Source organism: Algoriphagus sp. NF, assembly GCF_028823735.1.
GTDB lineage: Bacteria > Bacteroidota > Bacteroidia > Cytophagales > Cyclobacteriaceae > Algoriphagus > Algoriphagus marincola.
On record NZ_JAPEIB010000007.1, the window covers coordinates 69,740 to 95,598 of the forward strand.

Annotated in this window: 24 protein-coding genes; 4 read left to right on the plus strand and 20 right to left on the minus strand. The window is 44.0% G+C overall.

Going from position 1 to position 25,859, the window contains the following annotated elements; genetic code table 11:
• Window positions 1-72: 72 nt before the first annotated feature.
• From gldG to OU792_RS04980, 7 genes are all read right to left on the minus strand, one after another.
• Entirely contained in the window at window positions 73-1,752 is a 1,680-nt protein-coding gene (gene gldG / locus OU792_RS04950; protein ID WP_274669637.1) for a gliding motility-associated ABC transporter substrate-binding protein GldG, read from the minus strand.
• A complete protein-coding gene (gene gldF / locus OU792_RS04955) occupies window positions 1,749-2,468 on the minus strand; it encodes a gliding motility-associated ABC transporter permease subunit GldF (protein WP_274669638.1) in 720 nt (239 codons plus the stop codon). Before gldF ends, gldG begins: the two co-directional genes overlap by 4 nt.
• Window positions 2,465-3,370 (minus strand): gliding motility-associated ABC transporter ATP-binding subunit GldA, encoded by a 906-nt coding sequence (gldA, locus tag OU792_RS04960; protein ID WP_274669639.1) that lies wholly within the window; start codon window positions 3,368-3,370, stop codon window positions 2,465-2,467. Before gldA ends, gldF begins: the two co-directional genes overlap by 4 nt.
• Window positions 3,371-3,608: 238 nt before the next feature.
• Complete coding sequence (locus tag OU792_RS04965) at window positions 3,609-4,886, minus strand: Glu/Leu/Phe/Val family dehydrogenase (RefSeq protein WP_134199576.1); 1,278 nt, start codon at window positions 4,884-4,886, stop codon at window positions 3,609-3,611.
• A 70-nt stretch (window positions 4,887-4,956) separates the two neighbouring features.
• Window positions 4,957-5,796: a phosphatidate cytidylyltransferase gene (locus tag OU792_RS04970; RefSeq protein ID WP_026947699.1), complete on the minus strand. Its 840-nt coding sequence runs from the start codon at window positions 5,794-5,796 to the stop codon at window positions 4,957-4,959.
• A complete protein-coding gene (locus OU792_RS04975) occupies window positions 5,780-5,986 on the minus strand; it encodes a putative signal transducing protein (protein ID WP_026947698.1) in 207 nt (68 codons plus the stop codon). Before OU792_RS04975 ends, OU792_RS04970 begins: the two co-directional genes overlap by 17 nt.
• The gene (locus tag OU792_RS04980) at window positions 5,961-6,914 is read right to left on the minus strand and encodes a CPBP family intramembrane glutamic endopeptidase (RefSeq protein WP_134199574.1); all 954 of its coding nucleotides are present in this window, start codon (window positions 6,912-6,914) and stop codon (window positions 5,961-5,963) included. Before OU792_RS04980 ends, OU792_RS04975 begins: the two co-directional genes overlap by 26 nt.
• Before the next feature lie 36 nt (window positions 6,915-6,950).
• Here OU792_RS04980 and dusB point away from each other — a divergent pair, with 36 nt between their 5' ends.
• Complete coding sequence (gene dusB / locus OU792_RS04985) at window positions 6,951-7,940, plus strand: tRNA dihydrouridine synthase DusB (protein ID WP_134199572.1); 990 nt, start codon at window positions 6,951-6,953, stop codon at window positions 7,938-7,940.
• Window positions 7,941-8,038: 98 nt separating this feature from the next.
• Window positions 8,039-8,947 (plus strand): DMT family transporter, encoded by a 909-nt coding sequence (locus OU792_RS04990; protein ID WP_134199570.1) that lies wholly within the window; start codon window positions 8,039-8,041, stop codon window positions 8,945-8,947.
• A 1-nt stretch (window position 8,948) separates the two neighbouring features.
• On the opposite strand, the gene OU792_RS04995 is transcribed toward OU792_RS04990, so the two are convergent.
• The 5 genes from OU792_RS04995 to OU792_RS05015 all read right to left on the minus strand — a co-directional run bounded on the left by OU792_RS04995 (window position 8,949) and on the right by OU792_RS05015 (window position 15,000).
• The gene (locus OU792_RS04995) at window positions 8,949-10,022 is read right to left on the minus strand and encodes a DUF3810 domain-containing protein (RefSeq protein WP_274669640.1); all 1,074 of its coding nucleotides are present in this window, start codon (window positions 10,020-10,022) and stop codon (window positions 8,949-8,951) included.
• Between the two features lie 10 nt (window positions 10,023-10,032).
• Window positions 10,033-10,614 (minus strand): NifU family protein, encoded by a 582-nt coding sequence (locus OU792_RS05000; protein WP_026947693.1) that lies wholly within the window; start codon window positions 10,612-10,614, stop codon window positions 10,033-10,035.
• 66 nt (window positions 10,615-10,680) lie between these two features.
• A complete protein-coding gene (locus tag OU792_RS05005; protein WP_274669641.1) occupies window positions 10,681-11,415 on the minus strand; it encodes a ThuA domain-containing protein in 735 nt (244 codons plus the stop codon).
• Between the two features lie 80 nt (window positions 11,416-11,495).
• Window positions 11,496-12,590: a DUF4249 domain-containing protein gene (locus tag OU792_RS05010; protein WP_134199564.1), complete on the minus strand. Its 1,095-nt coding sequence runs from the start codon at window positions 12,588-12,590 to the stop codon at window positions 11,496-11,498.
• A complete protein-coding gene (locus OU792_RS05015) occupies window positions 12,583-15,000 on the minus strand; it encodes a TonB-dependent receptor (protein ID WP_274669642.1) in 2,418 nt (805 codons plus the stop codon). Before OU792_RS05015 ends, OU792_RS05010 begins: the two co-directional genes overlap by 8 nt.
• Before the next feature lie 89 nt (window positions 15,001-15,089).
• Between OU792_RS05015 and OU792_RS05020 the strand changes: the two genes are divergently transcribed.
• On the plus strand, window positions 15,090-15,560 hold the full coding sequence (locus OU792_RS05020; protein ID WP_274669643.1) for a hypothetical protein: 471 nt from the start codon (window positions 15,090-15,092) through the stop codon (window positions 15,558-15,560).
• Here OU792_RS05020 and OU792_RS05025 read toward each other — a convergent pair.
• Window positions 15,557-16,375, minus strand: coding sequence for a purine-nucleoside phosphorylase (locus OU792_RS05025; RefSeq protein ID WP_133390392.1), 819 nt, complete (start codon window positions 16,373-16,375; stop codon window positions 15,557-15,559). The two genes, OU792_RS05020 and OU792_RS05025, sit on opposite strands and share 4 nt — an antisense overlap.
• Before the next feature lie 93 nt (window positions 16,376-16,468).
• On the opposite strand from OU792_RS05025, the gene OU792_RS05030 reads away from it, so the two are divergent.
• Window positions 16,469-16,993, plus strand: coding sequence for an NADPH-dependent FMN reductase (locus OU792_RS05030; protein WP_100629457.1), 525 nt, complete (start codon window positions 16,469-16,471; stop codon window positions 16,991-16,993).
• Between the two features lie 3 nt (window positions 16,994-16,996).
• Here the strand turns inward: OU792_RS05030 and ftsZ are convergent, their stop codons facing one another.
• The 7 genes from ftsZ to murD all read right to left on the minus strand — a co-directional run bounded on the left by ftsZ (window position 16,997) and on the right by murD (window position 25,858).
• On the minus strand, window positions 16,997-18,643 hold the full coding sequence (ftsZ, locus tag OU792_RS05035; RefSeq protein ID WP_274669644.1) for a cell division protein FtsZ: 1,647 nt from the start codon (window positions 18,641-18,643) through the stop codon (window positions 16,997-16,999).
• Window positions 18,644-18,739: 96 nt separating this feature from the next.
• Window positions 18,740-20,050: a cell division protein FtsA gene (gene ftsA / locus OU792_RS05040; RefSeq protein ID WP_024283672.1), complete on the minus strand. Its 1,311-nt coding sequence runs from the start codon at window positions 20,048-20,050 to the stop codon at window positions 18,740-18,742.
• Window positions 20,051-20,060: 10 nt separating this feature from the next.
• Window positions 20,061-20,813, minus strand: a complete 753-nt coding sequence (locus OU792_RS05045) for a cell division protein FtsQ/DivIB (protein WP_134199558.1) — start codon at window positions 20,811-20,813, stop codon at window positions 20,061-20,063.
• Window positions 20,810-22,225, minus strand: coding sequence for a UDP-N-acetylmuramate--L-alanine ligase (murC, locus tag OU792_RS05050; RefSeq protein ID WP_274669645.1), 1,416 nt, complete (start codon window positions 22,223-22,225; stop codon window positions 20,810-20,812). Before murC ends, OU792_RS05045 begins: the two co-directional genes overlap by 4 nt.
• Window positions 22,222-23,304: an undecaprenyldiphospho-muramoylpentapeptide beta-N-acetylglucosaminyltransferase gene (murG, locus tag OU792_RS05055; RefSeq protein WP_222583957.1), complete on the minus strand. Its 1,083-nt coding sequence runs from the start codon at window positions 23,302-23,304 to the stop codon at window positions 22,222-22,224. Before murG ends, murC begins: the two co-directional genes overlap by 4 nt.
• Before the next feature lie 26 nt (window positions 23,305-23,330).
• Window positions 23,331-24,509 carry an FtsW/RodA/SpoVE family cell cycle protein gene (locus OU792_RS05060; RefSeq protein WP_134199552.1) on the minus strand — a complete coding sequence of 393 codons (1,179 nt, stop codon included), beginning with the start codon at window positions 24,507-24,509 and terminating at the stop codon, window positions 23,331-23,333.
• Window positions 24,506-25,858, minus strand: coding sequence for a UDP-N-acetylmuramoyl-L-alanine--D-glutamate ligase (gene murD / locus OU792_RS05065; protein WP_274669646.1), 1,353 nt, complete (start codon window positions 25,856-25,858; stop codon window positions 24,506-24,508). Before murD ends, OU792_RS05060 begins: the two co-directional genes overlap by 4 nt.
• Between the last annotated feature and the right edge of the window lies 1 nt (window position 25,859).

The following is a 25,859-nucleotide window of genomic DNA, read 5'->3' on the forward strand; positions in this document are numbered from 1 at the left end:
AATCGATTTGACAGGGAATGAATATGGCCACAGTTGAAATTATTTCAGCTTTCATCTAGCTAAACCCTAAGCTTACCTCGAATACTTTTTCCTGCGGATGGCTGCCACTGCTCCTCCAAAGAGAAGTAGGAAAACTACCGGTAATCCGACATTGATCAGCTGCCATTTGGTTCTTTCCTGGGAAATTTTGACTCGATTCAAGGGTCGAATCTGAAAACTACGCGTACGGGAAGCGATGATTCCTTCCGGATTATCCAAGTATTGAGCAAGATTGCGGAGCAAAAGTCGGTTGGCATAGATATTTTGATTAAAAGGATCCTCTCCCAAATTCAGCGGCCTTCCTGACTGAAAATCACTCTGGCTCTGGAATAGCTCTCCATCCCCGATCACGACCACCTTTCCCTTACCACTTTCCTTGAATTCTGATTGCTCAAACCCTTCGGGCAAGAATCTATTTTTATAAAGAGAAGTAAACTCCCCTTCCAGCAGGTAGGCAAGAGGAAGGTTTTGCATGGGAAATTGCGCAATATCCGGTTCACGCTGCATGTCGCTGAAAGCTACCCGAACCGGAGCTGTTAGAATTCGAGACAAATCAGATGTGAAAAAAAGAGGCGTTTTTTTCACTCCCGGTGCCAAAACCGTATCCAAGCTACTGGCAAAGCGAAGGTAAATCAAATCCAAACCCTTGGTAATCGGATGGGGATACATTCGGGTCGATTGAATATAGAATGGCCAAGGCAGAGGAACCAATTGCTCCTGATCCCCAAAGTTGCCTCCCATAACGGGAAAATAACCAAAATTCAAATCCTGAATCAGGTCCTTATTGATTCGAACCCCATATTTGAAAAGGAGGTTTTCCAATCCATTTTCATAAGGCATAGCCAAAGTCCCCTCACCGCCTGCTTCACGGACATCGACTTGAACCCCATCTGACAGAATTACCAGATTTCCACCTTGCATCACATACTGATCCAAAAGGTAAATTTCCCTTTCGCTGAAAGCTTGCTGTGGCCCCTGAATGAAAATAATCTTAAAATTGACCAAGTCTTGCACTGTTCGGGCTTGCTCAAGAGGCACTTTGAATATTTCAAAGTCTCCATCCAAAGCTTCCACCAGACCATAGCCATCATCCTCTTTCATCTCCTCGTGCCCGATAATCATGGCTAATGCTCCCATATCAGAGCGGGTTAGTTTCCGAATGGCATTACTTAGCTCAAACTCTAAATTTTCGATGGATTGATTGAGAATTTGCTCCTCTCCCATTCCTTTCTCACCCTTCAAAACAAGGGCTCCCGTCTCGAATTCTTCACTATAGATCAGAATCCCGGGGAAAATCAATTTGGTCTGTTGTCCAGCAGCTTGATTGACAAAAAGAGTCGTGGGGTTGATTCCGTAATCAGCTAGTTGAAGAATAAATTCCTCCTGCTCTTCCTCTGCCAAACTCAAGGGATCGAAGTAGGAAAAGCTTATTTTCCGATCGCTGTAGGCATCAAATGTTCGCACTTGCTCCTCGATCGATCGCTGAAGGCGACGCATTCCAGCAGGAAGGTCTTCTCCACTGAGGAGAATCTCTACATGGATGTCCTCCCTCAAACTATCCAGCACCGCCTCTGTGGCTTCATGCAAAGAGTAGCGCTGATCTTCGGTCAAATCGATTCTGAAGCGAATCAACTGCCCCAAGCCCAGCAAAATCACCAAGCCCAGTATCAAACCGAGCCAATAGATCACGATATTTTGACTTGCTGGTTTCATTTGTTCCGTAAAGTCAAAACCGATGCTCCCAAGAAAAGCCAAATCATTCCAAAGAAAAAGAAAAGGTCATTCGAGTCTATGACGCCTCTACTCAGATTGATATAGTGAAAACTCAGGCTTAACTCTTCCACCCAATAAGCCCAGGCACCAAACTGAAAGTCTGCCGCTGCAGATAATCCAAAATACAAAAGGAAGCAGAAGAACACTCCCAAAACAAAAGCCACCACCTGCTGTGAAGTCAAAGAAGAAGAAAAGGTACCCACCGCGCCAAATACAGCTCCGATCAGCAGCAATCCAATCCAACTTCCAAAAAAGCTGGCCTGATCTAAATTACCGGGAGGATCACCGAGATGAAGAATACTGAAAAAGTAGAGTAAGGTTGGTATAAGCGCAATCGCCACCAATACTAAAATGGCCAGATACTTCGCCAAAACGATCTGAAAGATCGACAAAGGAGACGTCCGAAGGAGTTCCCATGTATGATTTTTCCTTTCCTCGGCTATGGCACGCATGGATAAGGCAGGTATCAAAAAAGTGAATACATAAGGCGTGTAGGTGAAAAGTGGCTCCAAATCAGCGTAGCCATAGTCCAGTACACTACTTTGGGGAAAAACCCAAACAATCAGACCAATCGCCACCAGAAACAAAGCCAAAATCAGGTAGCCCAGCAGACTTCCCAAAAACGAATTGATTTCTTTGATAATCAAGCTCTTCATTGGGTAAACTGTCTAAAAAGGTCTTCCAAACTCTTTTTACCCTGATTGAGGGAGAGCAGATTGAGTTCTCGTTGTTGGATGATATTGAGTACAGTCTTTCTTGCTTTCGCTGCATCATCGGTACTGATGACCACCTGTTTGTTTCCTTTTGGACCGAAGTTGACATCCTCAAAGCCTTCAAACCATCCCAAGTCCAAGCTTTCTTCCGTCTCCACGATCAGTTGTTGACCGCTGCCTGCTAGTTGAAAATTTTCAAGGGAATCAGCCGCCTTGATTTTTCCTTTGGCAATAATGACCACATCATCGCAAATAGCCTCTACTTCCTGCATAATATGTGTGGAAATTATCAGGGTTTTTGCCTTCCCTATCTCTCGAATAAGCTGACGAATTTCAGCGAGTTGGTTTGGGTCAAGACCGGTGGTAGGCTCGTCTAGGATTAAGACTTTAGGATCATGGATCAATGCCTTTGCCAATCCGACACGCTGTTGATAGCCTTTGGAAAGCTGCCCGATTTTCTTGTGCTGCTCCGGTAAAAGCCCAGTTTTCTCCAGCATTTCATTTCTCCTCGACTGTAAGTCTTTTCCAGAAAGCCCATACAAGCCTCCGGCGAAAGTTAAAAACTCCTTGACATACATATCCGAATACAAGGGATTCTTTTCCGGCAAATAGCCAATCAAGGAACTGACTTTTTTCGGAAATACCAATGCATCTGTTCCCATCACCTCTACTGAGCCTCCTTCAGCTGAAAGATAGCCCGTGATGATTTTCATGGTAGTGGATTTACCCGCGCCATTTGGACCCAAAAAACCCAAAATCCGTCCAGCTTTTGCCTCAAAAGAAACCTCATCGAGGACTTTTTGACTGCCAAAACTTTTACTTAATCGAGAAACGGATAAGGACATAGGCGATTAAAAGCCAGAATTGAACTTTGCTGTTTAAGAAACAGAAAATGCTCAATCAATGGACTTGAACAAAATTAGGGATTGCCCTCGAAATGGCAAGATAGTGGGTGAGGAATCCTGCCTCATTTGCTTCATCTTTTCAAGCTAAACGAAAACTCTGAAATAGTATTTTGTAGAATAAAAAATGGGGTAAGTGATGCCCTACCCCATTTCCTATCTAGCTAAAATAAATAGATACTTAGAATCCACCTCGATAGGTATAAGTCTGTGCCACCTTATCTATCGCTACGATGTAAGCAGCGATCCGCATAGGCACATCATATTTTTTAGAAGCTTGATAAACATGCTCGAAGGCATCTTTCATAATTCGGTCAGATCGTCTATTGACACGGTCAGCGGTCCACTTGTATCCAAGACGGTTTTGAACCCACTCAAAATAAGAAACGGTTACGCCACCCGCATTTGCCAAAATATCCGGCACAGCCATGATACCTTTCTCATTGATAATAGCATCAGCTTTGGCAGAAGTAGGTCCATTTGCTCCTTCCACGATCAACTTAGCTTTGATCTTATCGACATTTTTAGCGGTAATGACATCCTCTACGGCTGCTGGCACTAGGACATCGACTTCCAGTTCCAAAAGATCCATGGGATCATTCATCTTATCAGCATCCTTAAAACCTTCCAGATGACCTCCATTATTATCTCGATATTCAATTGCCTTCACAATGTCAATTCCATTCTCATCATAGAAAGCACCGGTATGATCGGAAATAGCTACAATTTTTAGTCCTCGCTCTTCGAGCAAACGTGCTGCCCAAGAACCCACATTTCCAAATCCTTGAACGGCACAAGTCGCTTGGAAAGGATTGATTTTTAGCTTTTGCATGGCAGCCAAAGCCGAAACCATCACACCACGACCAGTCGCTTCGGTTCTTCCGAGAGAACCACCAAGAACAAGTGGCTTTCCTGTTACTACAGCATTGACAGTAGTGCCGTGGGCTTTGGAATATTCGTCCATCAGCCAGGCCATTTCGCGTGGACCTGTACCCATGTCGGGAGCTGGAATATCTTTGTCAGGTCCGAAGACATCAAGCATAGCCAGGGTATAGCCTCGCATCAATCGCTCGATCTCTCCTTTGGACATTTCGCGTGGATTGCAGCGTACGCCACCTTTACCTCCACCATAAGGAATATCTACCACTGCACACTTCCAAGTCATCCATGCTGCTAGTGCCCGAACTTCGTCCAAGTGCACATCTGGAGCAAATCGAATACCTCCTTTTGCAGGGCCTAGGATATTTGAGTGGATCACACGGATACCTTCAAAAACCTGAATTTTTCCATTATCCATCGTGATGGGAATCGAGACGATGACCTGCTTGGCAGGGTTCTTTAAAACATTGTAAACTTCATCAGAAAGTCCGAGTTTTTCGGCAGCGATGTTGAATCTCTCCATCATTGACTCCAGAGGATTCTCTTTATCTTTGATCGGAGCCGGTTCTATGTAAGCCATATTGGGTTTTTTGTTATGGTGAAATGCGATACAATATTAAGTAGTTTTTCAGATTAGGTCTTTGAATACTTTAGAAGATTTTCAAAAAAGCTGTAATAAAAGGGGCCGAAAGTAACAATCCGTCAAATCGGTCCATAAATCCACCATGTCCAGGTAGCACACGGCCAGAATCCTTGATCTCGATTGATCGCTTGAAGAGCGATTCGATCAAATCTCCATAGGTCCCGGCAATGATAATTATCCCCGCAATCACCAGCCATTTCCAATCTTGAATCGTCTGAAAATATCGAGCCAATAAGAAGGCAATAGCAATGGCAGAAAACGCCCCTCCCAGGAAACCTTCCCAGGATTTTTTGGGTGAAACCCGCTCAAAAAGCTTCGTTTTGCCAAATTTAGTACCAGCAAAATACGCTCCTGTATCACTTGCCCAGAGAATCAGAAGACAACCTAAAATGATTTCAAAATTATAAACTTTCTCAATCGAAAAGACAGCCAAATTCAGAAGGGAAAAGGGGACCGCTACATAGAAAATACCTAGGTAGGTAAAGGCCACCCCGGTAAATGGCTTCTTATCAGTCTTTTTATATAGTTTGATAAAAAAGGTTAATGAAATGATCGGGAAAATCAGGTATAGGTATTCATTGGGCAGCTGTTCCTTTTCGATCATGAAAGTCAGCGTGTAAATCAACAGTCCTAAAAAAGTACCGAAGCTTTTCAAAGGCAACATTCCATCCAATCCACAAAGCTTGTAAAACTCCATCTGGGCAAAGCCAAGAATACATGCAAAAACCAGAAAATAAGTCCAGTCAGAAAAAATAATACCTGAAATCACAATTATTGCTCCCAGTAGCGCGGTAATAGCACGCTGACCGAGATTACTGTAATTATTTATATTAAAACGAGATCTCATTATTCACGAGATTAGTGGCCTTCAGCGCATCTTGAGTTTTGACCAAAACTTCATAGTAGCCCAGAACCTGATACGCTGTTTCTTTTTTACTAAGCACTACAGCAGGGATTTCATTCTCCTCCAAAATGCCTTTGACTATTTCGGCCCGGATTTGCTGTGGACTTTCAAAGATTTTGATCCAATCCTTCATGTGGTAGCAGCTTAGTTTTATTAAAGTAATAGATTCCTGCCGAAACTACCAATAATCCCAGCAAAGCTAAAGGATAAGACACGGTTTCGGTGGATTCGATGTCAAAATCGACCATTCCTTGCTTTGCAAAGTAAATCAGTAAAACTGTGATGGAGTTATTCAAAATGTGAGCAACGATCGGATAAATCAAACTCCCAGAATATACATACAGGTAGCCAAAGAGCGCTCCTAAAAACATCCTTGGCAAAAACCCATAAAACTGCATGTGGATAGCTGAAAAAATAAAGGCTGTAATCCAAATACCCCAATGGTAGGACCCTGTGTAGAGGTGCATCTTTGGCTGAACGACCCCCCTAAAGAACACTTCCTCTCCCAAGCCTGCCAAAACACCAATCACCAGAAGGCCAACCAACAGCTCCGAAACAGACTGAAAATCAGTCAGAAACATGGTCATTTCCATCAGCTGATTTTCCATCTCTTTCATCCAAGCTTCTAGCTCAGAAAGAAAACCCGGGAGTTCCAGTTGGGCATTCAGGTAAACAAGCAAGGCATTGAAAAACATCCCCCCCAAGGTGATAAGCAAAGTGAGGAAGAGCTTGGATGAACTTAAGCGCTGTAGCTGTCGCTTCCAGCCTAAGTCAGCGTGATCTATACCTTTGGCCACGATAAAAGCCGCTACCAGAAAACCGATTCCTGATCCTACTCCCTGAATAAAATATAAAGCCATTCGGCCATTTGGGATATTTGTGTCACCCGACATCAACTTTACCACTGAATCCAAATCAATCCCAAATAGAAACAAAGCAACAAAAAGTGCGATGCCCTGCAAAACAATAAGTACCCCGAAAGTGATTAAAACTATGACTACCAGAGACAAAAGCCAGTTTTTTCGTTGCGCTATTTCTCGTGTGGTTTCGTAAATCTCCATATTGGACGTAAATTTACGCCAAATTTAGAATAAGCAGTGGTAAAGATAGGAAACTTAGAACTCGGAGAATTTCCACTTTTGTTGGCACCCATGGAGGATGTGAGTGATCCGCCATTTCGGGCTGTTTGCAAAAAAAACGGAGCAGACCTCATGTATACGGAGTTTATTAGCTCGGAAGGACTGATCCGTGATGCAGCAAAAAGTGTCCAAAAGCTGGATATTTTCGAATATGAGCGACCTATTGGCATTCAGATATTCGGAAATGAAATCGAATCTATGCGTGAAGCTGCTGCCATTGCTGAGGCTGCTGGTCCGGATATTTTGGATATCAACTATGGATGCCCTGTGCACAAGGTAGCTTGTAAAGGTGCCGGTGCAGGAATTTTACTGGATATTGATAAGATGGTCTCTATGACTGAGGAGATTGTCAAAGCGGTAAATATTCCCGTCACTGTGAAAACACGCCTAGGCTGGAGCCATGACACAATCCGAATCGTCGAAGTAGCGGAAAGACTCCAAGATGTAGGCATTCAGGCTATCAGTATTCATGCCCGTACAAGGCAACAAATGTATAAAGGTGAAGCCGACTGGTCTTACCTGAATAAGGTGAAAGAAAATCCGAGATTACATATTCCTGTCTTTGGCAATGGAGATATCGATTCCCCGGAAAAAGCTTCTGAATATAAATCAAAGTATAATGTCGATGGAATGATGATCGGGAGAGCTTCGATAGGCTACCCGTGGATTTTCAATGAGATCAAACATTTCTTAGCCACCGGTGAAAAGCTTCCCGCACCAGACTTGGCTGAGCGCCTGAGGATAGCCAAGGAGCATCTGGATTTTTCCATCAAATGGAAAGGTGAAAAGCTTGGAATCCTGGAAATGAGAAGACACTATACCAACTACTTCCGCGGTATGCCAAACTTCAAACCTTTTCGAACGGATATGGTCACCGCAGATACCTACGAAGAAGTAACTGCTATCCTAGACCAAGTGGAAGAAGTCTATGCCGATTACGTTTTCTAAAGTTGTTTGCTAGTCTTTAATTCCCACTTGAAAATTTTCCCAAACAATTTCAGTTCAGAATTGCTTCATTTGCGGCACCAACCCGTAATCAAATAACTATGTCCAATCAGCCATCTGAGAGCTCGGTAAGAAACTGGATTTATCTGATCATTCTGGCATTAGTCTGGGGAAGTTCCTTTATTTTGATCAAGCGGGGATTGGAAATTTTCTCTCCTGGAGAACTCGGAGCCTTTCGAATTGTGGCTGCGGCCACTTTCCTACTTCCGCTTTCCCTTCCTCGGGTTCGCTTTCTAAATAGCGTACAAGTACAAAACTTAATCATAGTCGGCTTGGTCGGCAGTTTTATCCCTGCCTTTCTTTTTGCAAAAGCTCAAACCCAACTCAGCAGCTCACTTACCGGGGTGCTGAATGCACTTACACCCCTCTTTGTGGTATTGGTAGGAGCATTATTTTTCAGTTCAAAAATCACCCAAAGAAATGCTCTTGGCCTTTTAATCGCCTTTTTGGGTGTGTTGATTTTGGTGACGGTAAGAGAGGGCGGTGGTTTTGGAGCACTTTCGGACATTAATGCCTACGCTTTCTTCGTCATTCTGGCCTGCACCTGCTATGGTTTCAACCTGAATATTATCAAATTTCGGTTTGTCGAACTTAAACCCATCGAAATCACAGCAATTTCACTACTGATGGTTCTGCCTGTGGCATTGATTTATCTGATGGCCGGAACACAGTTTTCCTACAAACTTGTCTCGGTACAAGGAGCTTGGCAGGCCCTAGGCTATGTGGCACTCTTAGGAATCCTCGGGACAGCGCTAGCACTTATCCTTTTCAATATGCTAGTCAAAACAGCCAGCCCAGTCTTTGCCAGTTCAGTCACTTACCTCATTCCGATCGTCGCCATTCTTTGGGGAGTATGGGATGGAGAGGTTTTGCTATGGGGGCATTATGTAGGAATAGCTGCGGTGATTTTGGGGGTATGGATTGGGAATCGGAAAAAGGTAAAGGCTTAATTTAATTCAACATTTTCTTTTCCTTCCAAGCCTTCACCAGCATCGGTAATTCCTGATAGCTAAGTACTCCACTTTTCACTCCCTGTGATTTCAAAAATAGATCATTGGTTTTACGGCTAATCTCCAATGAAAAAGGTGGATACTGAGCGGCTCGTTCCTGAATGGATCGGATATCGTTCAGTACTCCCCTATCCAAGTTTTGTATCCATGACAAATATTCATCAGGAGCCATTCGATAATAATCCCGCACCTGGTATAGAAATAATCGCAAAGATGCCGAGTATCCCAGCAGAGGATTTTTGGATTGGCTGCCTACCACCCAAGCAACAAAATTGGCCTCCCCCTCATCCGTAACTCCAAAGCTATGTGCCATCTCATGAGCGATAGTAAAAGGCTTCTCAAGCGGATGGAGTGTCGGGTCGATGTAGCTTTCTCCCACAAATGGAAAATAGATCCCCAAAATCCCGAGTCTTCGCATCAGCCCCGGAGGTGGAAAAAGTTTGGTACGTGGCTTTCCCAAAAACGATAATCCCAAGGAGGGTAATTGATCCTCCAGAATGTCACGGACTTCGGATTCCAATTCTTGATAAGCTAGTTCTGGCACAATCGGCAAGGTATCAGATTTCAACTGCTGCCGAAGTAGGAGCAGCTCGCGATAATTCTCCTCAATTCCTGCTTTCATTTCATGCAGTTCCAAGGGCTTAGCCGAAAGGCCGAGCTGCTGAGATACAGGAGTCCGCTGATAATTGAAGCCCCATAAGAGCATGAAGAAAAAGACCAGCCCTCCGGCAAAATTGAGAATAGACCGGAAGGAAAATGAAAGTCTTTGCTTTAAACCCTTCTTTCGGTAAAACCCTCGAAAAAAAAGGAGGATCAGCAAAAGAATAAGCCCTAAAAATAAAAAAACGCTGGGAAAAGGAAGTTTTCCCAGCGTGTAATCAAATGTGATTCGGATATATGGAAATAGCCCTCTTGAATAAACTTGGTCGGTTTGAACTGGAAAATTATTAGCTAGACCTCTGATCAGCAGAGCCGAGACTCCCAAGAAAAACCAAATCCACTGGCGAAGTTTCATCCATTATCGATCAGATGCCCTCTGCTTCTACTTCCTTGACTTCGGGTAGCATTCGAGTCAAAAGGTTTTGGATCCCTGCCTTAAGCGTCACGGTACTTGATGGACAGCCAGAGCAAGAGCCCTGAAGCAAAACTTTCACCACACCATCTTGGAATGAATGAAAGACGATTGCTCCCCCATCTTGCTCCACAGCAGGACGGATATATTCATCAAGGATTCCTTTGATCTTTTTGACGATCTCGGAGTCATTTTCATCGAATAAGGGGTCCTTGTCGAATTTGGCATTTACTACCTTTTTGCCAGCTTCTAAATAAGATTTAATATGGTCTCGAATAATGGTCTGGATTTCGGCCCATTCTACTGATTCGGATTTAGTGACTGTCACAAAATTTGATGCAACAAAAACCCGCTCGACTGAAGCAAAATTGAACAATTCCTGCGCTAAGGGGCTGTTTTCCGCACTTTCTTGTGTGGGATAGTCAAAACTCACCCCATCTTCTACCAACATAAAGTTAGCCACAAATTTCAAAGAATTGGGATTGGGATTAGCCTCCATGTAGAGGTGAACAGGCTTAGCTTGAGCTTTTAGCATGGTATTTCTGGTTTTATTTGGGTTAAACCGATTTGCTGCTGATAAGTTCCAAAAGCAACAATTTCCTTATTTGAAAGGCTGCCCGCTAGCCGCATACCAAATACCGCCATAGAGATGCTTCAGGAAATCCGCATCCTCGAAGGCAGCATCCACATGACCTAAAGCGGTATAAAACACCCTTCCTCCATCAAACTCATGATACCAAGCCATCGGGTGGTTTTCGCCCATGGCTTTGGCTGGTTCGTATGTAGACTCATCTGCATTGAGCAATACCTTGATATTCGGATTGATATCGCGGAATTCATAGAGTTCATCGGTCCAAAGCCAGTTTTTAGGAAGGTGCCAGGTCGCCGGATGATCCGAATCCACCACTTCAAGCCGTAGGGTTTGCTGCTTGGGATGAGCTAAGAAATAAGCGCCAATTAATTGATTGTACCAAGGCCATTCGTATTCGGTATCCGTGGCGGCATGAATTCCAACCACACCTTTTCCACTCTGTACAAATCGCTGAAAAGCTGCTTTTTGCTCCTCATTGAAAATTGTACCAGTGGTGCTGAGCAATATAATTACATCAAATCGCTCCAGGTTTTTATCGGTAAAGTAATTAGCGTCCTCCGTAGTATGAATTGAAAAAACTTGATCGTTGGCCATTTTCTTTAATGCAACCACTCCGTTGGGAATGGATTGATGACGAAATCCTGCTGTCTTGCTAAAAACAAGCGCACGAAATTGCTGGGCTTGAACTGTGAAAGCTCCGAAAAGGAAGAAGAGTAGCAACAAGCCTGAAAGTTTCTTTTGCATAGGTATATGGGTTTGATTTTCCCTGAAAATACAAATTCACTTTGACTTAAATATACTTTTTCCGTAATCGGCTTGATCTTCTATTGATCAAACCACCAATGCGGCGTGTCATTCGTACTATTCGGGAACTCGCTACATCGAAGGCAGGTCACAGGATAGTCTGTGATGGGCCTTTCTGGGGAATAAGTACAGACTTCTGAAATGAAGAAGGGAACATCTGCCCGGGTGGTGTAGATTCGCTCCTGCGAAATCCTGGCCACCTCAAAATAGCCCAAAACCACTTCGTCTGGATTGGCGCTATTCCGAACGTTGCCTCGCACGGGAGCAGGCGGAATATCAAATACTGAACCGGTATTGTTGACCAGATCTTTTACCCGACTCCAATACCGAAATGCATCCCTCGAAATGCTAACCTGTCTGACATTGAAGTAATGTCTACTGAGGAAAGATTCATCGACGATTCGCTGGGCGAGCAATTGCGAAGAGGAATTTACTCCCGCTCTTACGCTTTCACCACTAAACAGAGGTAGCCGCTCCGGATCCGGAAAGCCAAAAACGTAACAGTCCGGCGGGGCTCTGTTGAAAGGATTTGGGAAGAAAGTTAGGTTCCAGTAATAAGCTTCATCGACATCCCATCTTAAGTAATAGGGATTTTCAGAATCAGGCAAAGTCACGTCTGAGATGATCGAAATAAATGCCCGATCCGGGTCATTATCGAAAACACCCCGACTGAACTCATAGCTGACCTCATCAGTACCAACTGCCGCAGGCATCTGCTCAGGTTCGGATCGGTAGGTTTTTCCTTCAATCTGAATCTCCACAAAGTAGCCTACATCTTCCCGAATCTGAACAGACCTTGGGAGCATGTACTTCCCAGGCTCCACTTGATTGAGCGAAAAGCGTTGATTTTGGGTATTTACCACAAAAACATTGGCAGTTGTCACAGGTCTTGGCAAATCATTAAGGACTAAATATTGACCTGAAAAGAGGGGTTCGCGATCTGCAGAAGTGGTCTCCGAAAGCATTACAAATTTATCCTCATCTAGATTATTCAACTGCCCGAAGACAATCAACTTCTCTACTCCCCGATTAAGCGGAAATTCAATCTGATCCACGCAGGAATTAAACAGAATCAGCGTAGCAAAAACTCCAAAATATAATTTCAACCTACTCATTTTCACCTCCTCCAAATTGAATACTATACGTAATCGAAGGGAAAATAGACCCTAATACCGCCAAACGGTAAGGCCTCAACTGCCTACTATCCCCATCCTTTTGCCAAAAAACAGAATAGGCATTTCTCCTTCCAAAAAGATTGTAAATACTGAAATTCAGACTGTCTCCTTTTTTGGAAAACACCTTCTCCACGGTGTAGGATACATCCACCCGAAAGTAATCCGGGATACGATATTGATTCCGCTCGCTATACTCTGGAATAATCAATGAATTGACGACATAGCTGGCATTCACCGCACTGACTGGCCTTCCGGTGGCATAATTGATACTCAAGTTAAAAAGACCTCTTGGGTACATTTTTCGACTGAGGATGAAATTGACCTCATGGGGCTTATCATAATTGCTCGGAAACCAATCTCCTCCGTTGATTTGAGTTTCCTCAAACTGTCCTTGACTTCTGAAGAAAGATCGAGAATAGGTATAGGCCAGCCAGCCAGTGACTACTCCCAGATTCTTTTTAATCAAAAATTCCGCTCCATAGGCTCGTCCTTCACCCAGGACAACCTCAGTCTCCATATGGGGATTAAGAAAGACCTGCGCAAAATCCCTGTATTCGATTTGATTTTGAGTGATTCTATAAAATCCGTCGAGAGAAAACTCCCATTTATTATCCTTGCTATTTCTAAAAAATCCCAAGGAAAAATTATCCGAGCGCTGTGGCGGAATGTACCGGGTACTGAGTTGCCAAAGATCTATCGGAGTGGGTCCGAAGGTGTTACTAATGGATTGGATATATTGATAAAGCCTGGCGTAGCTACCTTTCAAAGAGGCATTTTGATCTAGGTTATGACGAATGGAGATTCTTGGCTCCAGACCGGAATAAGTTTGGATAGAACCACCCCCAAAAACTTCCTGTCCAACAATTTGCTCCGTAGCGATAGGCCCTATTTCGCTGTACTGATAGACTGTATCCGGCCCCAGTTGATTATACTGCACAAAGCGAAGCCCTCCTACCAAGCCGGTCTTCTCGGATATATCCCATTCCAAACTCGAGAAAAGACCTACTTCCAAGCCCCGCTCCTTCCCAATTTTTTCTTCGAGCACATTGGATTCAGCTGTAAAAGGACTCCTTCGCTCGTCCTTACCTTGATAGTAAACCGCCTCTACTCCTGAATTTATCGCAAGCTTTTCATTGGCCCAAGTCAGTGTAGCTTTTGCCTGCTGATAACGCATGCCATTTTCTACCGATGCCGCATCGAGACCCTCCGGATCGAAAAAAGAATTGGAAAAATCACCATCTGCAAACAATGCCTTGATCGACCAATTTTCTCCTAAAACCCCACGATAATTCAAACTGCTTACACGGTTGGACCAATCATAGCCAAACTCATCTGAGAACTTGAAATAATCTCCAGTCAATAAGGTTTTCGCCTCCAAGGTATGCCCTTGAGTTATTTTCCAATTAAGTCCCAGATAGCCATCATAAAAGTCGAGTTGGGAATTTTGAATATCAAAGTCTCTTGCTCTTCGAAGCAGCCAATTGGCATTGGAAATCCTACCTCCAAATATCAATCCTACTTTATCCTTTTTGATTGGACCCTCCAATAGAACCTTTCCGTTGGACGTTCCTACTCCGATTTGACCTAGCCAACTTTCCGTAGAGCCCGGCTTCATTTCGATATTTAATGCTGAACCTGCACGACCGCCGAAAGTAGCCGGTAGATTTCCTTTGTAGAGCGTAAATGTCTCGGTCACATCTGCATTGAAAGCCGATAAAAAGCCCAAGGCGTGATTGGAACTCAGCACAATCGCCTCATCCATCAAGAGGAGATTTTGATCCGTTTTGGCCCCTCGCACATTGATTCCTGAGGTACCTTCTCCTACCGAACTGACTCCCGGAAGGAGCTGGAGACCTTTAAAAATATCTGCCTCGCCCAGAAAGGCTGGAATCGCCCGTAATTCTCGAGTTGTCAGTTTTGTAACGCCCGTGATAGGGTTTCTGACATTTCGATCCGGCTCATCAGACTGCACCACAACTCCTTCCAGCTCGTAGCTTTTTTCATTCATGAAAGCATTCATGACCGCATTTGAATAGATTATCAACTCGGTGAATACGGGCACTTTGGATAGGTGCCTAAACGTCAGTCTATGAAAGCCTGGGGAAAGTGTGATGTAATAAGTACCGAATCGATCAGAATTGAAGCCCGTGTAAAATCCATCCAAATGCAGTCCAACACCTTCCACAGGCTCTCCGGTTTCTTTGTCTGTTATCTTCCCAGTTAAAATATAGGATTTCTGTAGCGCACCTTCTGCTTTTCCAAAATTATATCTCAATGAGTCGGGTATATTCTGAGAATGAAGCCCTGAAATGACAAAAAGAAATAAAAAACAGAAAATGATTACGCGCATAAATTAAAATTCAAAAATGAATTTATTATCCAATTCAGGAATAAAACAAACTTAAAATTTCTTACGTAAAATCCCCAAAAAATGATCAAATGAGACGGATTTATATTTCTTCACTACTTACTCTTTCCCTATTCCTAGGTTGTAGTCAGGAAGATGAAGCTCCTCAAAAAGATGCCTTCATTTTTGGTTGGTGGTCTGCCTTTTGCACCGGCAATTGTATCAAAATCTACAAACTAGAAAATGGAAGGCTATATGCCGACAATATGAACAGCTTCCGAGAAGCAGCCATAATTACTTATAAATCGCAACCACTTGATTCACAGTGGTTATCGATTGCTCAAGGTCTGGAAGAAAATTTTCCTCAGTTTCTGAGAAATGATCCCTTCGCTGTGATAGGATGCCCTGACTGTGATGATCAGGGAGCAATTTATTTTGCTTTCGAAAATAGAACAGGAATCATGTATTGGCAAGTTGATACCGATCTAGGCACCTGGCCTGAAGAGATCAAACCCTACATGGAATCAGTCCTGCAGGCGATTGATCAGCTCCCGCAGGATTAAACCCTTTTGATCAATTCAAGTAAAATTTTACTCAAAATAGGCTCTGCTTTGGCTGCTGCCGCCACTACATCATCTAGGGTGATTTTGTGAATCTTCCCAGGTACGCCAAGGTCGGTAATGGCTGAAATCCCGAAGACTTCCATGTTGGATTGGCGTGCGACGATTACTTCTGGTACCGTGCTCATTCCCACAGCATCTGCTCCAATGATGCGAATGAATCGGTATTCAGCTGGGGTTTCCAAATTTGGCCCTGAAACAGCTGCATAGACTCCTGTATGAATTTTAAAACCATTTTCCTTTGCGATTTCAAGCGCCATTTCGACCAAGCGACTGGAATAAGCGTCACTCATATCTGGAAATCTCGGACCAAATTCAGGAGGGTTTTCACCTCGGAGGGGATTATCAGGGAGTAGGTTAATATGGTCTGTCAAAATCATGACATCACCTACAGCTTGATCCGGATTGAGGCCACCTGAAGCATTGGAAACAAACAGTCTTTTCACTCCTAGGTGCTTCATCACCCGTACTGGAAAAGTGAGCTGCTGCATCGAATATCCCTCATAGTAATGAAAACGGCCTCGCATAGCAATCACTGGCTTTCCAGCCAAAGTACCAATCAGTAGCTTTCCGGAGTGAGTCTCGACTGTCGAAATGGGAAAATGGGGAATATCACTGTAATCAATCTCCAGACTGATATCAATCTGATCTCCCAGCTTTCCCAATCCAGTACCCAAAATGATCAAATTTTCTACAGGATCAGGGCAAAGATTTTTAAGAAATCGAGCAGCTTCATGAATTTGAGTAAGGTAGTTCATCGGATTCAAAATTTCTTCTAAAGATAGGAATCTAAGGCATCCCTCGAACTTTTGATGCCCAAAGCTTGTATTCTTTGTTATTCAAAAGAAGCTATGATTAAAATTATACTCGGTACCAATAGAAAAAACTCAGTATCCAAACTGATTGCACTTCAATATCAGCAAATCTTAAGTGAGAAAGGACAAGCCTCTGAAATTTTAGAGCTAGAAGAACTTCCGAATGATTTTATAGAAACAGCACTCTATGAAAACAACGGAAAAAATGAATCCTACAATCGCTTTCACCAAAAGGTAGCCGAAGGCCAAAAATTCATCTTCATCGTCCCTGAATACAATGGTTCTTTTCCGGGAATTCTGAAGACTTTCATTGATGGGATGACTTATCCCAATACGTTTAGAAACAAAAAGGCCGCACTAGTCGGCCTTTCTTCAGGAATAGGAGGAGGTGGCATCGCACTGAGCCACCTCACTGATATTTTCCATTACTTGGGAATGCATGTCCTCGCTCTCAAGCCAAAACTGGCTAAAATAGAGCAGAATATGTCAGATAACTTGCTCACCAACAAGCTTTATATAGAACTACTGCAAACCCAAGCAGAGATGTTAATGGAGTTTTAATCCTTAATCCACATTATCGTGGAGAAAGCGATTGTTCCCCAAAATCTCATTTTCATCGCTTACATTGAACTTGCTGATATTGTTCTCAGAACTATGCTCAGGCTCGCTTAATGTAACGTTCTTTCGAAGGTAAGCCGGTACTTCAAGTTTTTCCTTGAGTTCTTCAGGGCTAGGGTTGAATGACCGGTTTCCTTTTAGCTTTTCAAAACGCTCATGAGCACGCTGAATAGCCTTTTGCTTCATTTGCTCGTAGAAGTCATTAGCATAAACAGGCTTAGCCGGATCAGCATTTTCTTCCTCTGCCTTCACTTCATTCTTCGGCTCATCTTCTTCTTCATAAAGATCATGAACAATTCGTTCTGAAGCTGGAGTAGATTCTTCTTTTGGTTGCTCCGGAGTAGCTTTTGGGAGATCAAATCGGAAAGTCTCCTGACGAGGCTCTTCTTTTTCCTCCTCTTTTGGCTCCTCTACTGGCTTATTGGGTTTAGAGAAAACGAAAGTGCTTCCTGCAATAGGCTCTTCTTTCACTTTTTCACTTTTGCCGCTTTCTAGATTGATCACGGTTTTCAACTCATCCTCTTCTTCAGTTGGCTTTATGTCCTTTACCACTGGCGCAGGAGTTGGTTCGATCTGAGCTTTTGGCTTCGCAGCTGGAGTTCCATCTAGTTTGTCCATTTCAAAACCCGTGGCAATTACCGTAACCCGGATAGCTTTGCCAAGCTCTGGATCGATGCCCTGACCGAAGATTACTTCAGCATTATCACCGGCCTTTTCTTGGATGTATTCAGTGATCTCACTCAACTCATCCATGGAAAGTTCTTCATCCTCACCGGACATAATAGAAAGGAGGATTTTCTCTGCTCCTTTGATATCGACATTGTTTAGAAGCGGAGAGGAAATTGCAGCTCCGGCGGCACGGATAGCACGGCCTTCGCCTTCTTCTGTAGAAGATCCCATGACAGCTGCACCCGCATCTTTCATGACAGTCTTCACATCTTCAAAGTCCACATTAACATCCTGATGGATCGTGATGATCTCAGCAATGGATTTTGCGGCTGTAGTCAAAATATCATCGGCTTTTCCAAATGCAGTTCGGATAGCCAAATTGCCATAAATCTCTCTTAGCTTATCATTTAGGATGACGAGAACTGTATCGCAGTTTTCTCTCAAAGCCTCGATACCTGCCTGAGCGACAGCCATCTTCTTGCGACCCTCAAACATAAATGGTGCGGTCACAATACCTACAGTCAGGATATTCAACTCCTTGGCAATCTTAGCCAATACTGGTGCAGCTCCTGTGCCGGTTCCACCACCCATTCCGGCAGTGATAAATACCATTTTGGTGTTGTCTGCAAGTAGCTCTCGGATTTCCTCCTGAGACTCAAGTGCGGCATTTTTTCCTTGCTCAGGATTGGCACCTGCACCAAGTCCTTCTGTTAGGTTGGCACCCAACTGAAGTCTCAAAGGAACTGGACTAGACTTCAAAGCCTGTGCGTCGGTATTGACCACGACAAACTCCACGTCCTTGATTCCTTGATTGTACATGTGGTTGACGGCATTAGAGCCACCACCTCCGACGCCAATTACCTTGATAATTGACTTTTGATTTTTTGGAAGATCAAATCTGTAATCTTTCATGTTATCTGACATATTTATTTATTTGGTGAACTAGTTTCTGTTTTTTCTTTAAGGTTTGAAATGGAGGGAAACAAAAGACAGCGTCCATTATCTCCCCAATCATAAGCCCTAGTAATTACTATCGTCTCCGATTTCATCATGGATAATGCTCTTGAGCCTATCGCTGATGTTTCGGAAAATATCTTTTGCATTGAACTCCCGCTTGGGAGCGATTTTCTGTACCCCGCCGTTAGCAATGCGCTTATTGTAGCTTTCTTCCCGGTCATCCAAGGATTTGAATCCTGCCAAAACCAATCCTACCGATGTAGCATACATCGGGCTTTTGACATCCTCGAGAGCTGTCTTTCCTAGATGCTCATTTGGATAGCCGATGCGGGTATCTAAGCCGGTTTGGAATTCGAAAAGCTGGGAAATACACTGAAGCTGGGAACCGCCGCCTGTGATGACAATTCCTCCGGTGAGCTTCTTGTAATAGCCGCTTTGCCAAATTTCATTTTGGACGATATCAATGATTTCTTCCATTCGGGCTTGGATAATGCTGGCAAGGTTTCGAATGGAAATCTCCTTCGGAGGCCTGTTTCTGAGACCCGGTATGGACACGATCTCATTGGGATTGGCCTCGTTAGCAATAGCTTTTCCAAATCTTGTCTTTAGGAGCTCGGCCTGCTTCTGCATGACCATGCATCCCTCCTTAATATCCTTGGTGATGATATTTCCTCCCAAAGGAATCACTGCGGTATGGCGGATGATATTTTCATAAAAAATCGCCACATCTGTCGTACCGCCTCCGATATCCACCAAGCAAACACCTGCTTCCTTCTCTTCATCACTAAGAACTGCCAAGGAACTGGCAAGAGGCTCCAGTATCAATTGCTTGGACGTGAGGTCTGCTCTTCTCACGCATCGATTGATGTTGTTGATCGCGGTGGTCTGTGCTGTGATGATATGGAAATCAGCCTCCAAGCGCGTACCGGACATACCCACGGGATCTTTGATTCCTCCTTCGTAATCCACGGTGTAGTCTTGTGGCATCACGTGAATGATTCTGTTTCCGGGAGGTACCAAAATATTTTCCATCTCAGAAGAAAGACGGCGAACATCTTCTACCGTGATTTCATCTTCAGATGGCTGACGCATAATGCTTCCACTTTGCATTTTGCTCTGAATGTGCTGCCCGGCAATACCGACAATCACCTCGCCTATTTCCACATCAGCCATATCAGAAGCTTCTTCTACGGCTTTTTGGATGGCGTGCACGGTCTTGTCGATGTTGGTAACGACACCTCGGTCCACACCATCTGAGACGGCCTTGCCCATTCCCAGAACTTCGAGTTTTCCGTATTCATTCTTGCGACCGACAATGGCACAGATTTTTGTGGTGCCTATGTCTAATCCGACGATTAATTTTTCATTTTCCATACCCAAGCTTTTATTCACAGACTATTTGTTCCTTAAATTTTACACTGACCCGATCGTAGGCATCCCAGCCTTTGCGGGGAAGAATTTCACTGTAGAAAATCTGAATTCGATCAAACTTATCCTCTAGGTCTGCAGCATCTCCCAATTCAATCACTTGCTCTCCCACCTGCTGATAGAGTCGAATGTCATCACGCTCCCTGATCTCCACCTCCGTGATTTGTGCATTCCAAAATTCATCTTCTGAGATAAAGCGAATCAAATCCATCAATTCTGGCATTTGATTCATCACTCCACCCTCATTCAGTAGCTTTTCTGCCATATCACCGCTTAGAATCAGCACGCGACTCGTATAGCTCGATGAAATGGGAATGATTTTACCCTCCGTGGTGATGTACCCATCAGCAGCAAGCGGGCGCACAATCCTCGCAATAGGTTGATGCTGCTCGAGGTAGAGCTGAAGGATTCCTTTCTGCCCTATACTCGCGTCAGCCAATTTGATAAATGGATGTCCCTCTAGGCGATCCTCAATCGCATTCAATGGTACCTCTTCGAGAAGGAGGCCTACTTTCAAATTCGGGAAGGCTTCCGCGAGCAGGGTTTCTATCTCCTGCTTATCCACGAAATACAATCCGCTTACTCCCTCGATTTCGATTTCTGTTCCTTGGTAGGTTTTGTAGATACTTTGCTTTTCTACAAAAGCGATAAAGCCACCCAAGATCAAGGTCAAAATCACAAAAACTCCATATTTCTTCAGTCTTTTCATACTCCTTGTTCAGTTGAATTAGACATTTCCGAAATCCATATTTTCACTTTTGGCACGAGTCGATCAATATCGCCTGCCCCCATGGTCACCAGCACTTCTGGCTGAAGGCATCTCAAAACCTCGAAAAGCTTCTCTTTGGCCACAGTCATCTTCGTATCTGCCTGAATACTCTCCAAAAGCATTTCCGAATTCACTCCTGGAATCGGAAGCTCTCTCGCCGGATAGATATCCAAAAGCAGTACCTGGTCTGCGAGGGAAAGACTCTCAGAAAAACCTGCAGCAAAATCCCTAGTCCTGGTAAAAAGATGTGGCTGAAAAATCACCGTCAGCTTTAGTCCCGGATACATGGCTCGAATAGAACTCAAACATGCACGGATCTCCTCCGGATGATGTGCATAGTCGTCCACATATACCTTGCGAGGTTCGTTGAGATGGATTTCAAATCGACGCTTGACCCCTCGGAAACTAGCCAGACCCGTTTTGATTTGCTCTTCAGTCAATTCAAAATGCAGGGCAACTGCTATCGCTGCAAGTGCATTCTCCACATTGTGAAATCCAGGAATAAAGAGTTCCAAACCCTTGATTTGCATCTTTCCATCCAGATAGTCAAAGACAAATGATCCTGGCTTGGCTTTTACATTATCCGCATGAATACCGGTAGAAGCTCTCAGTCCATAGGTGGAAATACCTTTCTTATCAGCCACCGGTTCACCCAATCGCTGTAGAGCTTTGTCTTGAATAAATAGCTTTCCTTTTTTCTTGAGAAGTCCTACAAACTGCCGGAAGCCTTCGACGATGCTGCTTTCATCACCGTAAATATCCAGATGGTCAGGATCCACACTGGTAATGATCTCCATTTCAGGATTTAAGCGAAGGAAAGACCGATCAAACTCATCGGCTTCTACCACCATGATAGTTTTATCCTTCGAACTATTGATCAGGAGATTGCTTTGATAATTTTGGGTAATACCACCAAGGAAAGCTGTTACCGGCTTATTCGCTGACTTCAAGAGATGAGCGATCATCGATGAAGTGGTGGTCTTCCCATGGGTACCAGCCACAGCTACCGTGTAGTTTTCGGATGAAAGAAGCCCAAGAACCTCTGAGCGCTTTTTGATTTGGATTTCTTCTCGTTCAAAAAACTGATACAATTTCGAATCTCTAGGTACGGCAGGGGTCCATACCACCAACAAGGCCTCTTTATTATCAAATAGACTGCTTGGAAGCTTGCATGAATCATCCTCAAACATCACCGGAATACCCTCATTCTGGAGTTCGTCAGTAAGGGGTGAGGCTGTACGATCGTATCCGGAAACAGCATAGCCTTTATGCTTAAACCAACGGGCTAAAGCACTCATTCCTATCCCTCCGATTCCGAGAAAAAAGACGCTATGTATTTCCTTTAGATTCAAGCGATTAACTTTTCTATTTCATTTACTATCTCTTCAGCAGCATTTGGCTTTGCCAAAGCGCGAATATTTTGACTCAATTTTTTTACTAGATCAGGCTCATTCATGATGCTATCCACCTCTTCCTTCATTTGGCCTACTGCCTCGGCATCCTTTAAAATGAGTGCTGCTTCTTGCAGTACATAGGCCATGGCATTTTTGGTCTGATGATCTTCTGCCACATTGGGAGACGGAATAAAAACCACCGGCTTGCCTACAAGAGAAAGCTCCGAAACAGAAAGCGCCCCTGCACGCGACACGATTACATCTGCAGCAGAATAGGCTAGATCCATTTCGCGAATGAATTCCCGAAGATGGATGTGTTCCAATCCGGAATCTTCCACTGCTTTTGACATGTCTTTGAAATAGTATTTGCCAGACTGCCAAAGCACCTGGTATCCGTCCTTTTCAAATGCCTGCATATCCTTTAGCGTAGCTTGGTTAAGCGTCCGTGCCCCCAAGGACCCCCCCAAAACCAAAAGAGTCTTTCTAGTTGGATCCAAATCAAAGTGAGTCATCGCTTTTTCCCGCTTGCCATCGAGATTGAGGATGTCTTTTCTTACTGGGTTACCGGTCAAGACCAATCGATCAGCAGGGAAAAAAGACTGCATGTTTGGATAGGCGACACAGATGGTTTTTGCCCGCTTGGATAAAATTTTATTCGTGATTCCTGCGTAGGAATTTTGCTCTTGAATGAGTGTAGGGATTTTTTTGCCTTGTGCAGCATAGAGCACCGGTGCACTTGCATAGCCACCAACTCCGATCACTACCTGAGGCTTGAAATCTTTGACAATCTCCCCTGCTTTTGCCAAGCTTTTGATCAGCTTAAAGGGGAAGGATAGATTTTTCCAAGTCAAGGATCGCTGTAATCCCGCCACTGGTAATCCAATGATTTTGTAGCCAGCCTCAGGGACCTTCTGCATCTCCATTTTACCCAAGGCACCCACAAAAAGCACCTCGCTATCAGGATGCTTTTCTACCCAGGCATTGGCGATGGCAATAGCAGGATAGATATGTCCTCCGGTACCTCCACCGCTGATCAAAAGGCGATATGTTGCTGACTTTTCGATTAGATTGCTGCTTTTAATTTGGGTCTGTTCATCGCAGTCCCGGTTTGTAATTCATCCTGATGATCACCCCTACTGACAGAAAGGATAATCCCCAAGGATATTCCTGTAAATACCAAGGATGTCCCTCCCATACTGAGTAGTGGAAGTGGAAGCCCGGTGATAGGTCCAAGACCTACGGCTACTGCCATATTTACCAATGCTTGAATGACGAGTGCGAAGCTGAGACCTGCAGATAGCAAGCCTCCAAATGCTTTATTGGAATTGGCGACAATTCGCATTCCTCGATATAGCAAAGCCAGATATAGGAAAAGGACTGCCACTCCGCCGATCATTCCATACTCTTCAATGATGATGGCATAGATAAAGTCAGAATAAGGGTGTGGCAATGAGTTTCTTTGTTCAGAATTTCCAGGACCCTTGCCCGTAATTCCACCCGTTGCGATAGCGATGTAGGACTGCTCTGCTTGGAAAGGAATTTTGCTATCGTCTGATGAGGACTCTACGAAGTCTGTGATTCTAGATTGGAAAGTCTCTCCTCTTTGTCCCAAAAATATTGCCGCGGTCAAGCCCAAAACTCCCACCATCACGACTACTAAAAGATATTTTACAGGAACTCTTCCGATAAACATGATCAATAGACAAGTGCATAGTAGCAGAATTGCAGTAGACATATTGGCCAAGCCAATCAAGGCGCAAATAATACCTATTGCAATGATGATGGGTAAGAATGTGCTCTTGAAGTCCTTAATGTTATTTTGTCTTCTGGCAAGCATAGCGGCCAATGCTGCGATGAGGGCTAGTTTTGCCAGATCGGAAGGTTGAAACGCCTGATTGATCACAGGGATGGTCAACCATCGATTAGCCTCGTTGATATTGGAGCCAAATAAGTAGGTAATCAAAAGCAGAGGCATGGAAAGGTACATAGCCAATCTGGCGTAGAGAGCATAGTTTCGATAAGGAACCTTATGGGCCAGCCACATGACTCCTAGGGAAACGAATACCAGTGCTGAATGCCTTACCAGGTACAATTCGGTATTTCCCCCGGCATATTTATAAGCCAAAGACCCTGTCGCAGAATACACCACCAGGATACTGAATAGAGACAGCAGTATCACGATACCCCAGATAATGGGGTCTCCCTTGAAATGCTCATCTATCCATGCTTTAAACTGGCTCATGCGCTGATTTTCATTTTTAAATCCAAAACTCCGGCTCGGAACTGATCGCCCCGGTCCTCATAATTCTTGAAAAGATCAAAGCTTGCACACGCAGGCGAAAGCAAGACCACATCACCTTTCTGTGCCATTTGACGACTCCAGGTGATTGCCTCTATAATATTTTGAGTTTCTCTTATCTCATCGATTACTCCAGCAAAGGCTTTTTGAAGCTTTACATTGTCTTTTCCAAGGCAGATCAGAGCTTTGACACGAGCACTAACCAATGGTACAAGAGGCGTATAATCATTTCCCTTATCTACCCCTCCAGCTATCCAAATGACTCCTTGGTTGTAGCTTTCCAAAGCATAAGCAGTTGCCTCCACATTGGTGCCTTTACTGTCATTGATATAACTGACACCTTCTATTTCAGCTACCTTTTCCAAGCGATGAGGAGCATTCTTGAAGCTTTGAAGCCCCGCTTCTATTTGAGCCTGACTGAGACCTGCAATCTTTGCTGCTGTTATAGCAAAAAGAGCATTGATTACATTGTGCTTGCCGGCAATAGGAAGCACCTTTTTAGGAATCCTGATTTCTTCTTGGTTTACCTTTCCGACGAGTTCATCACCCTGCAGAAAAGCAGAAGGGTTATTCTCGGCATTCAAAGAGATGAAATGCTTTTTTGCCCTGATTTTTGCTTCCTCTATTCCGCTTTTTGAAATCATATCTTCTTTGTAGAAGAGTGCAAAATCATTTGCTTTTTGGTTGATAAAAAGCCGGAATTTTGACTTCATATATTTTTCTACCTGACCTTCATAGCGATCCAGATGATCAGGAGTGACATTAGTCAAAATGGCGATGTGAGGATGAAAAGTTTGCATGCCGTCAATCTGAAAGCTGCTCGTCTCGATCACCCACCAGTCTTTTTCACCTTGCAGCAATTGTCCTGACCAGCTATGACCGACATTACCCGCCAAGCCCACATTGAGCCCAGCACTCTTTAGCAGATGGTAGATCAAAAGCGTAGTAGTAGTCTTGCCATTTGTGCCTGTGATAGCAATGATTTTTCCATTGGAAACATGATGAGCCAATTCCAGCTCATCAATCACTGCAAGACCTTTATCGACAGCCTTTCGAATCAAGGGAGTTGAATAAGGAATCCCGGGGCTTTTCACAATCAAATCTGCATCTAGTACTCTCTCTTCCGAATGTCTTCCTTCTTCAAATTCTATTTCTGCTTTGATCAACTGAGCCTTTCTTTCCTCCTTGATTTGACCCAAATCCGTTACGAAAACCCCATAGCCCATCTGCTTGGCGAGCAATGCTGCTCCCAATCCACTTTCTCCGGCTCCTATGATGGCTACATTTTTCAAA

Bases quoted from the DNA above. Each gene is read 5' to 3' on its own strand.
- gldG (WP_274669637.1), bottom strand. From the start codon at position 1,752: ATGAAACCAGCAAGTCAAAATATCGTGATCTATTGGCTCGGTTTGATA.
- gldF (WP_274669638.1), bottom strand. From the start codon at position 2,468: ATGAAGAGCTTGATTATCAAAGAAATCAATTCGTTTTTGGGAAGTCTG.
- gldA (WP_274669639.1), bottom strand. From the start codon at position 3,370: ATGTCCTTATCCGTTTCTCGATTAAGTAAAAGTTTTGGCAGTCAAAAA.
- OU792_RS04965 (WP_134199576.1), bottom strand. From the start codon at position 4,886: ATGGCTTACATAGAACCGGCTCCGATCAAAGATAAAGAGAATCCTCTG.
- OU792_RS04970 (WP_026947699.1), bottom strand. From the start codon at position 5,796: ATGAGATCTCGTTTTAATATAAATAATTACAGTAATCTCGGTCAGCGT.
- OU792_RS04975 (WP_026947698.1), bottom strand. From the start codon at position 5,986: ATGAAGGATTGGATCAAAATCTTTGAAAGTCCACAGCAAATCCGGGCC.
- OU792_RS04980 (WP_134199574.1), bottom strand. From the start codon at position 6,914: ATGGAGATTTACGAAACCACACGAGAAATAGCGCAACGAAAAAACTGG.
- OU792_RS04990 (WP_134199570.1), top strand. From the start codon at position 8,039: ATGTCCAATCAGCCATCTGAGAGCTCGGTAAGAAACTGGATTTATCTG.
- OU792_RS04995 (WP_274669640.1), bottom strand. From the start codon at position 10,022: ATGAAACTTCGCCAGTGGATTTGGTTTTTCTTGGGAGTCTCGGCTCTG.
- OU792_RS05000 (WP_026947693.1), bottom strand. From the start codon at position 10,614: ATGCTAAAAGCTCAAGCTAAGCCTGTTCACCTCTACATGGAGGCTAAT.
- OU792_RS05005 (WP_274669641.1), bottom strand. From the start codon at position 11,415: ATGCAAAAGAAACTTTCAGGCTTGTTGCTACTCTTCTTCCTTTTCGGA.
- OU792_RS05010 (WP_134199564.1), bottom strand. From the start codon at position 12,590: ATGAGTAGGTTGAAATTATATTTTGGAGTTTTTGCTACGCTGATTCTG.
- OU792_RS05015 (WP_274669642.1), bottom strand. From the start codon at position 15,000: ATGCGCGTAATCATTTTCTGTTTTTTATTTCTTTTTGTCATTTCAGGG.
- OU792_RS05020 (WP_274669643.1), top strand. From the start codon at position 15,090: ATGAGACGGATTTATATTTCTTCACTACTTACTCTTTCCCTATTCCTA.
- OU792_RS05025 (WP_133390392.1), bottom strand. From the start codon at position 16,375: ATGAACTACCTTACTCAAATTCATGAAGCTGCTCGATTTCTTAAAAAT.
- OU792_RS05030 (WP_100629457.1), top strand. From the start codon at position 16,469: ATGATTAAAATTATACTCGGTACCAATAGAAAAAACTCAGTATCCAAA.
- ftsZ (WP_274669644.1), bottom strand. From the start codon at position 18,643: ATGTCAGATAACATGAAAGATTACAGATTTGATCTTCCAAAAAATCAA.
- ftsA (WP_024283672.1), bottom strand. From the start codon at position 20,050: ATGGAAAATGAAAAATTAATCGTCGGATTAGACATAGGCACCACAAAA.
- OU792_RS05045 (WP_134199558.1), bottom strand. From the start codon at position 20,813: ATGAAAAGACTGAAGAAATATGGAGTTTTTGTGATTTTGACCTTGATC.
- OU792_RS05060 (WP_134199552.1), bottom strand. From the start codon at position 24,509: ATGAGCCAGTTTAAAGCATGGATAGATGAGCATTTCAAGGGAGACCCC.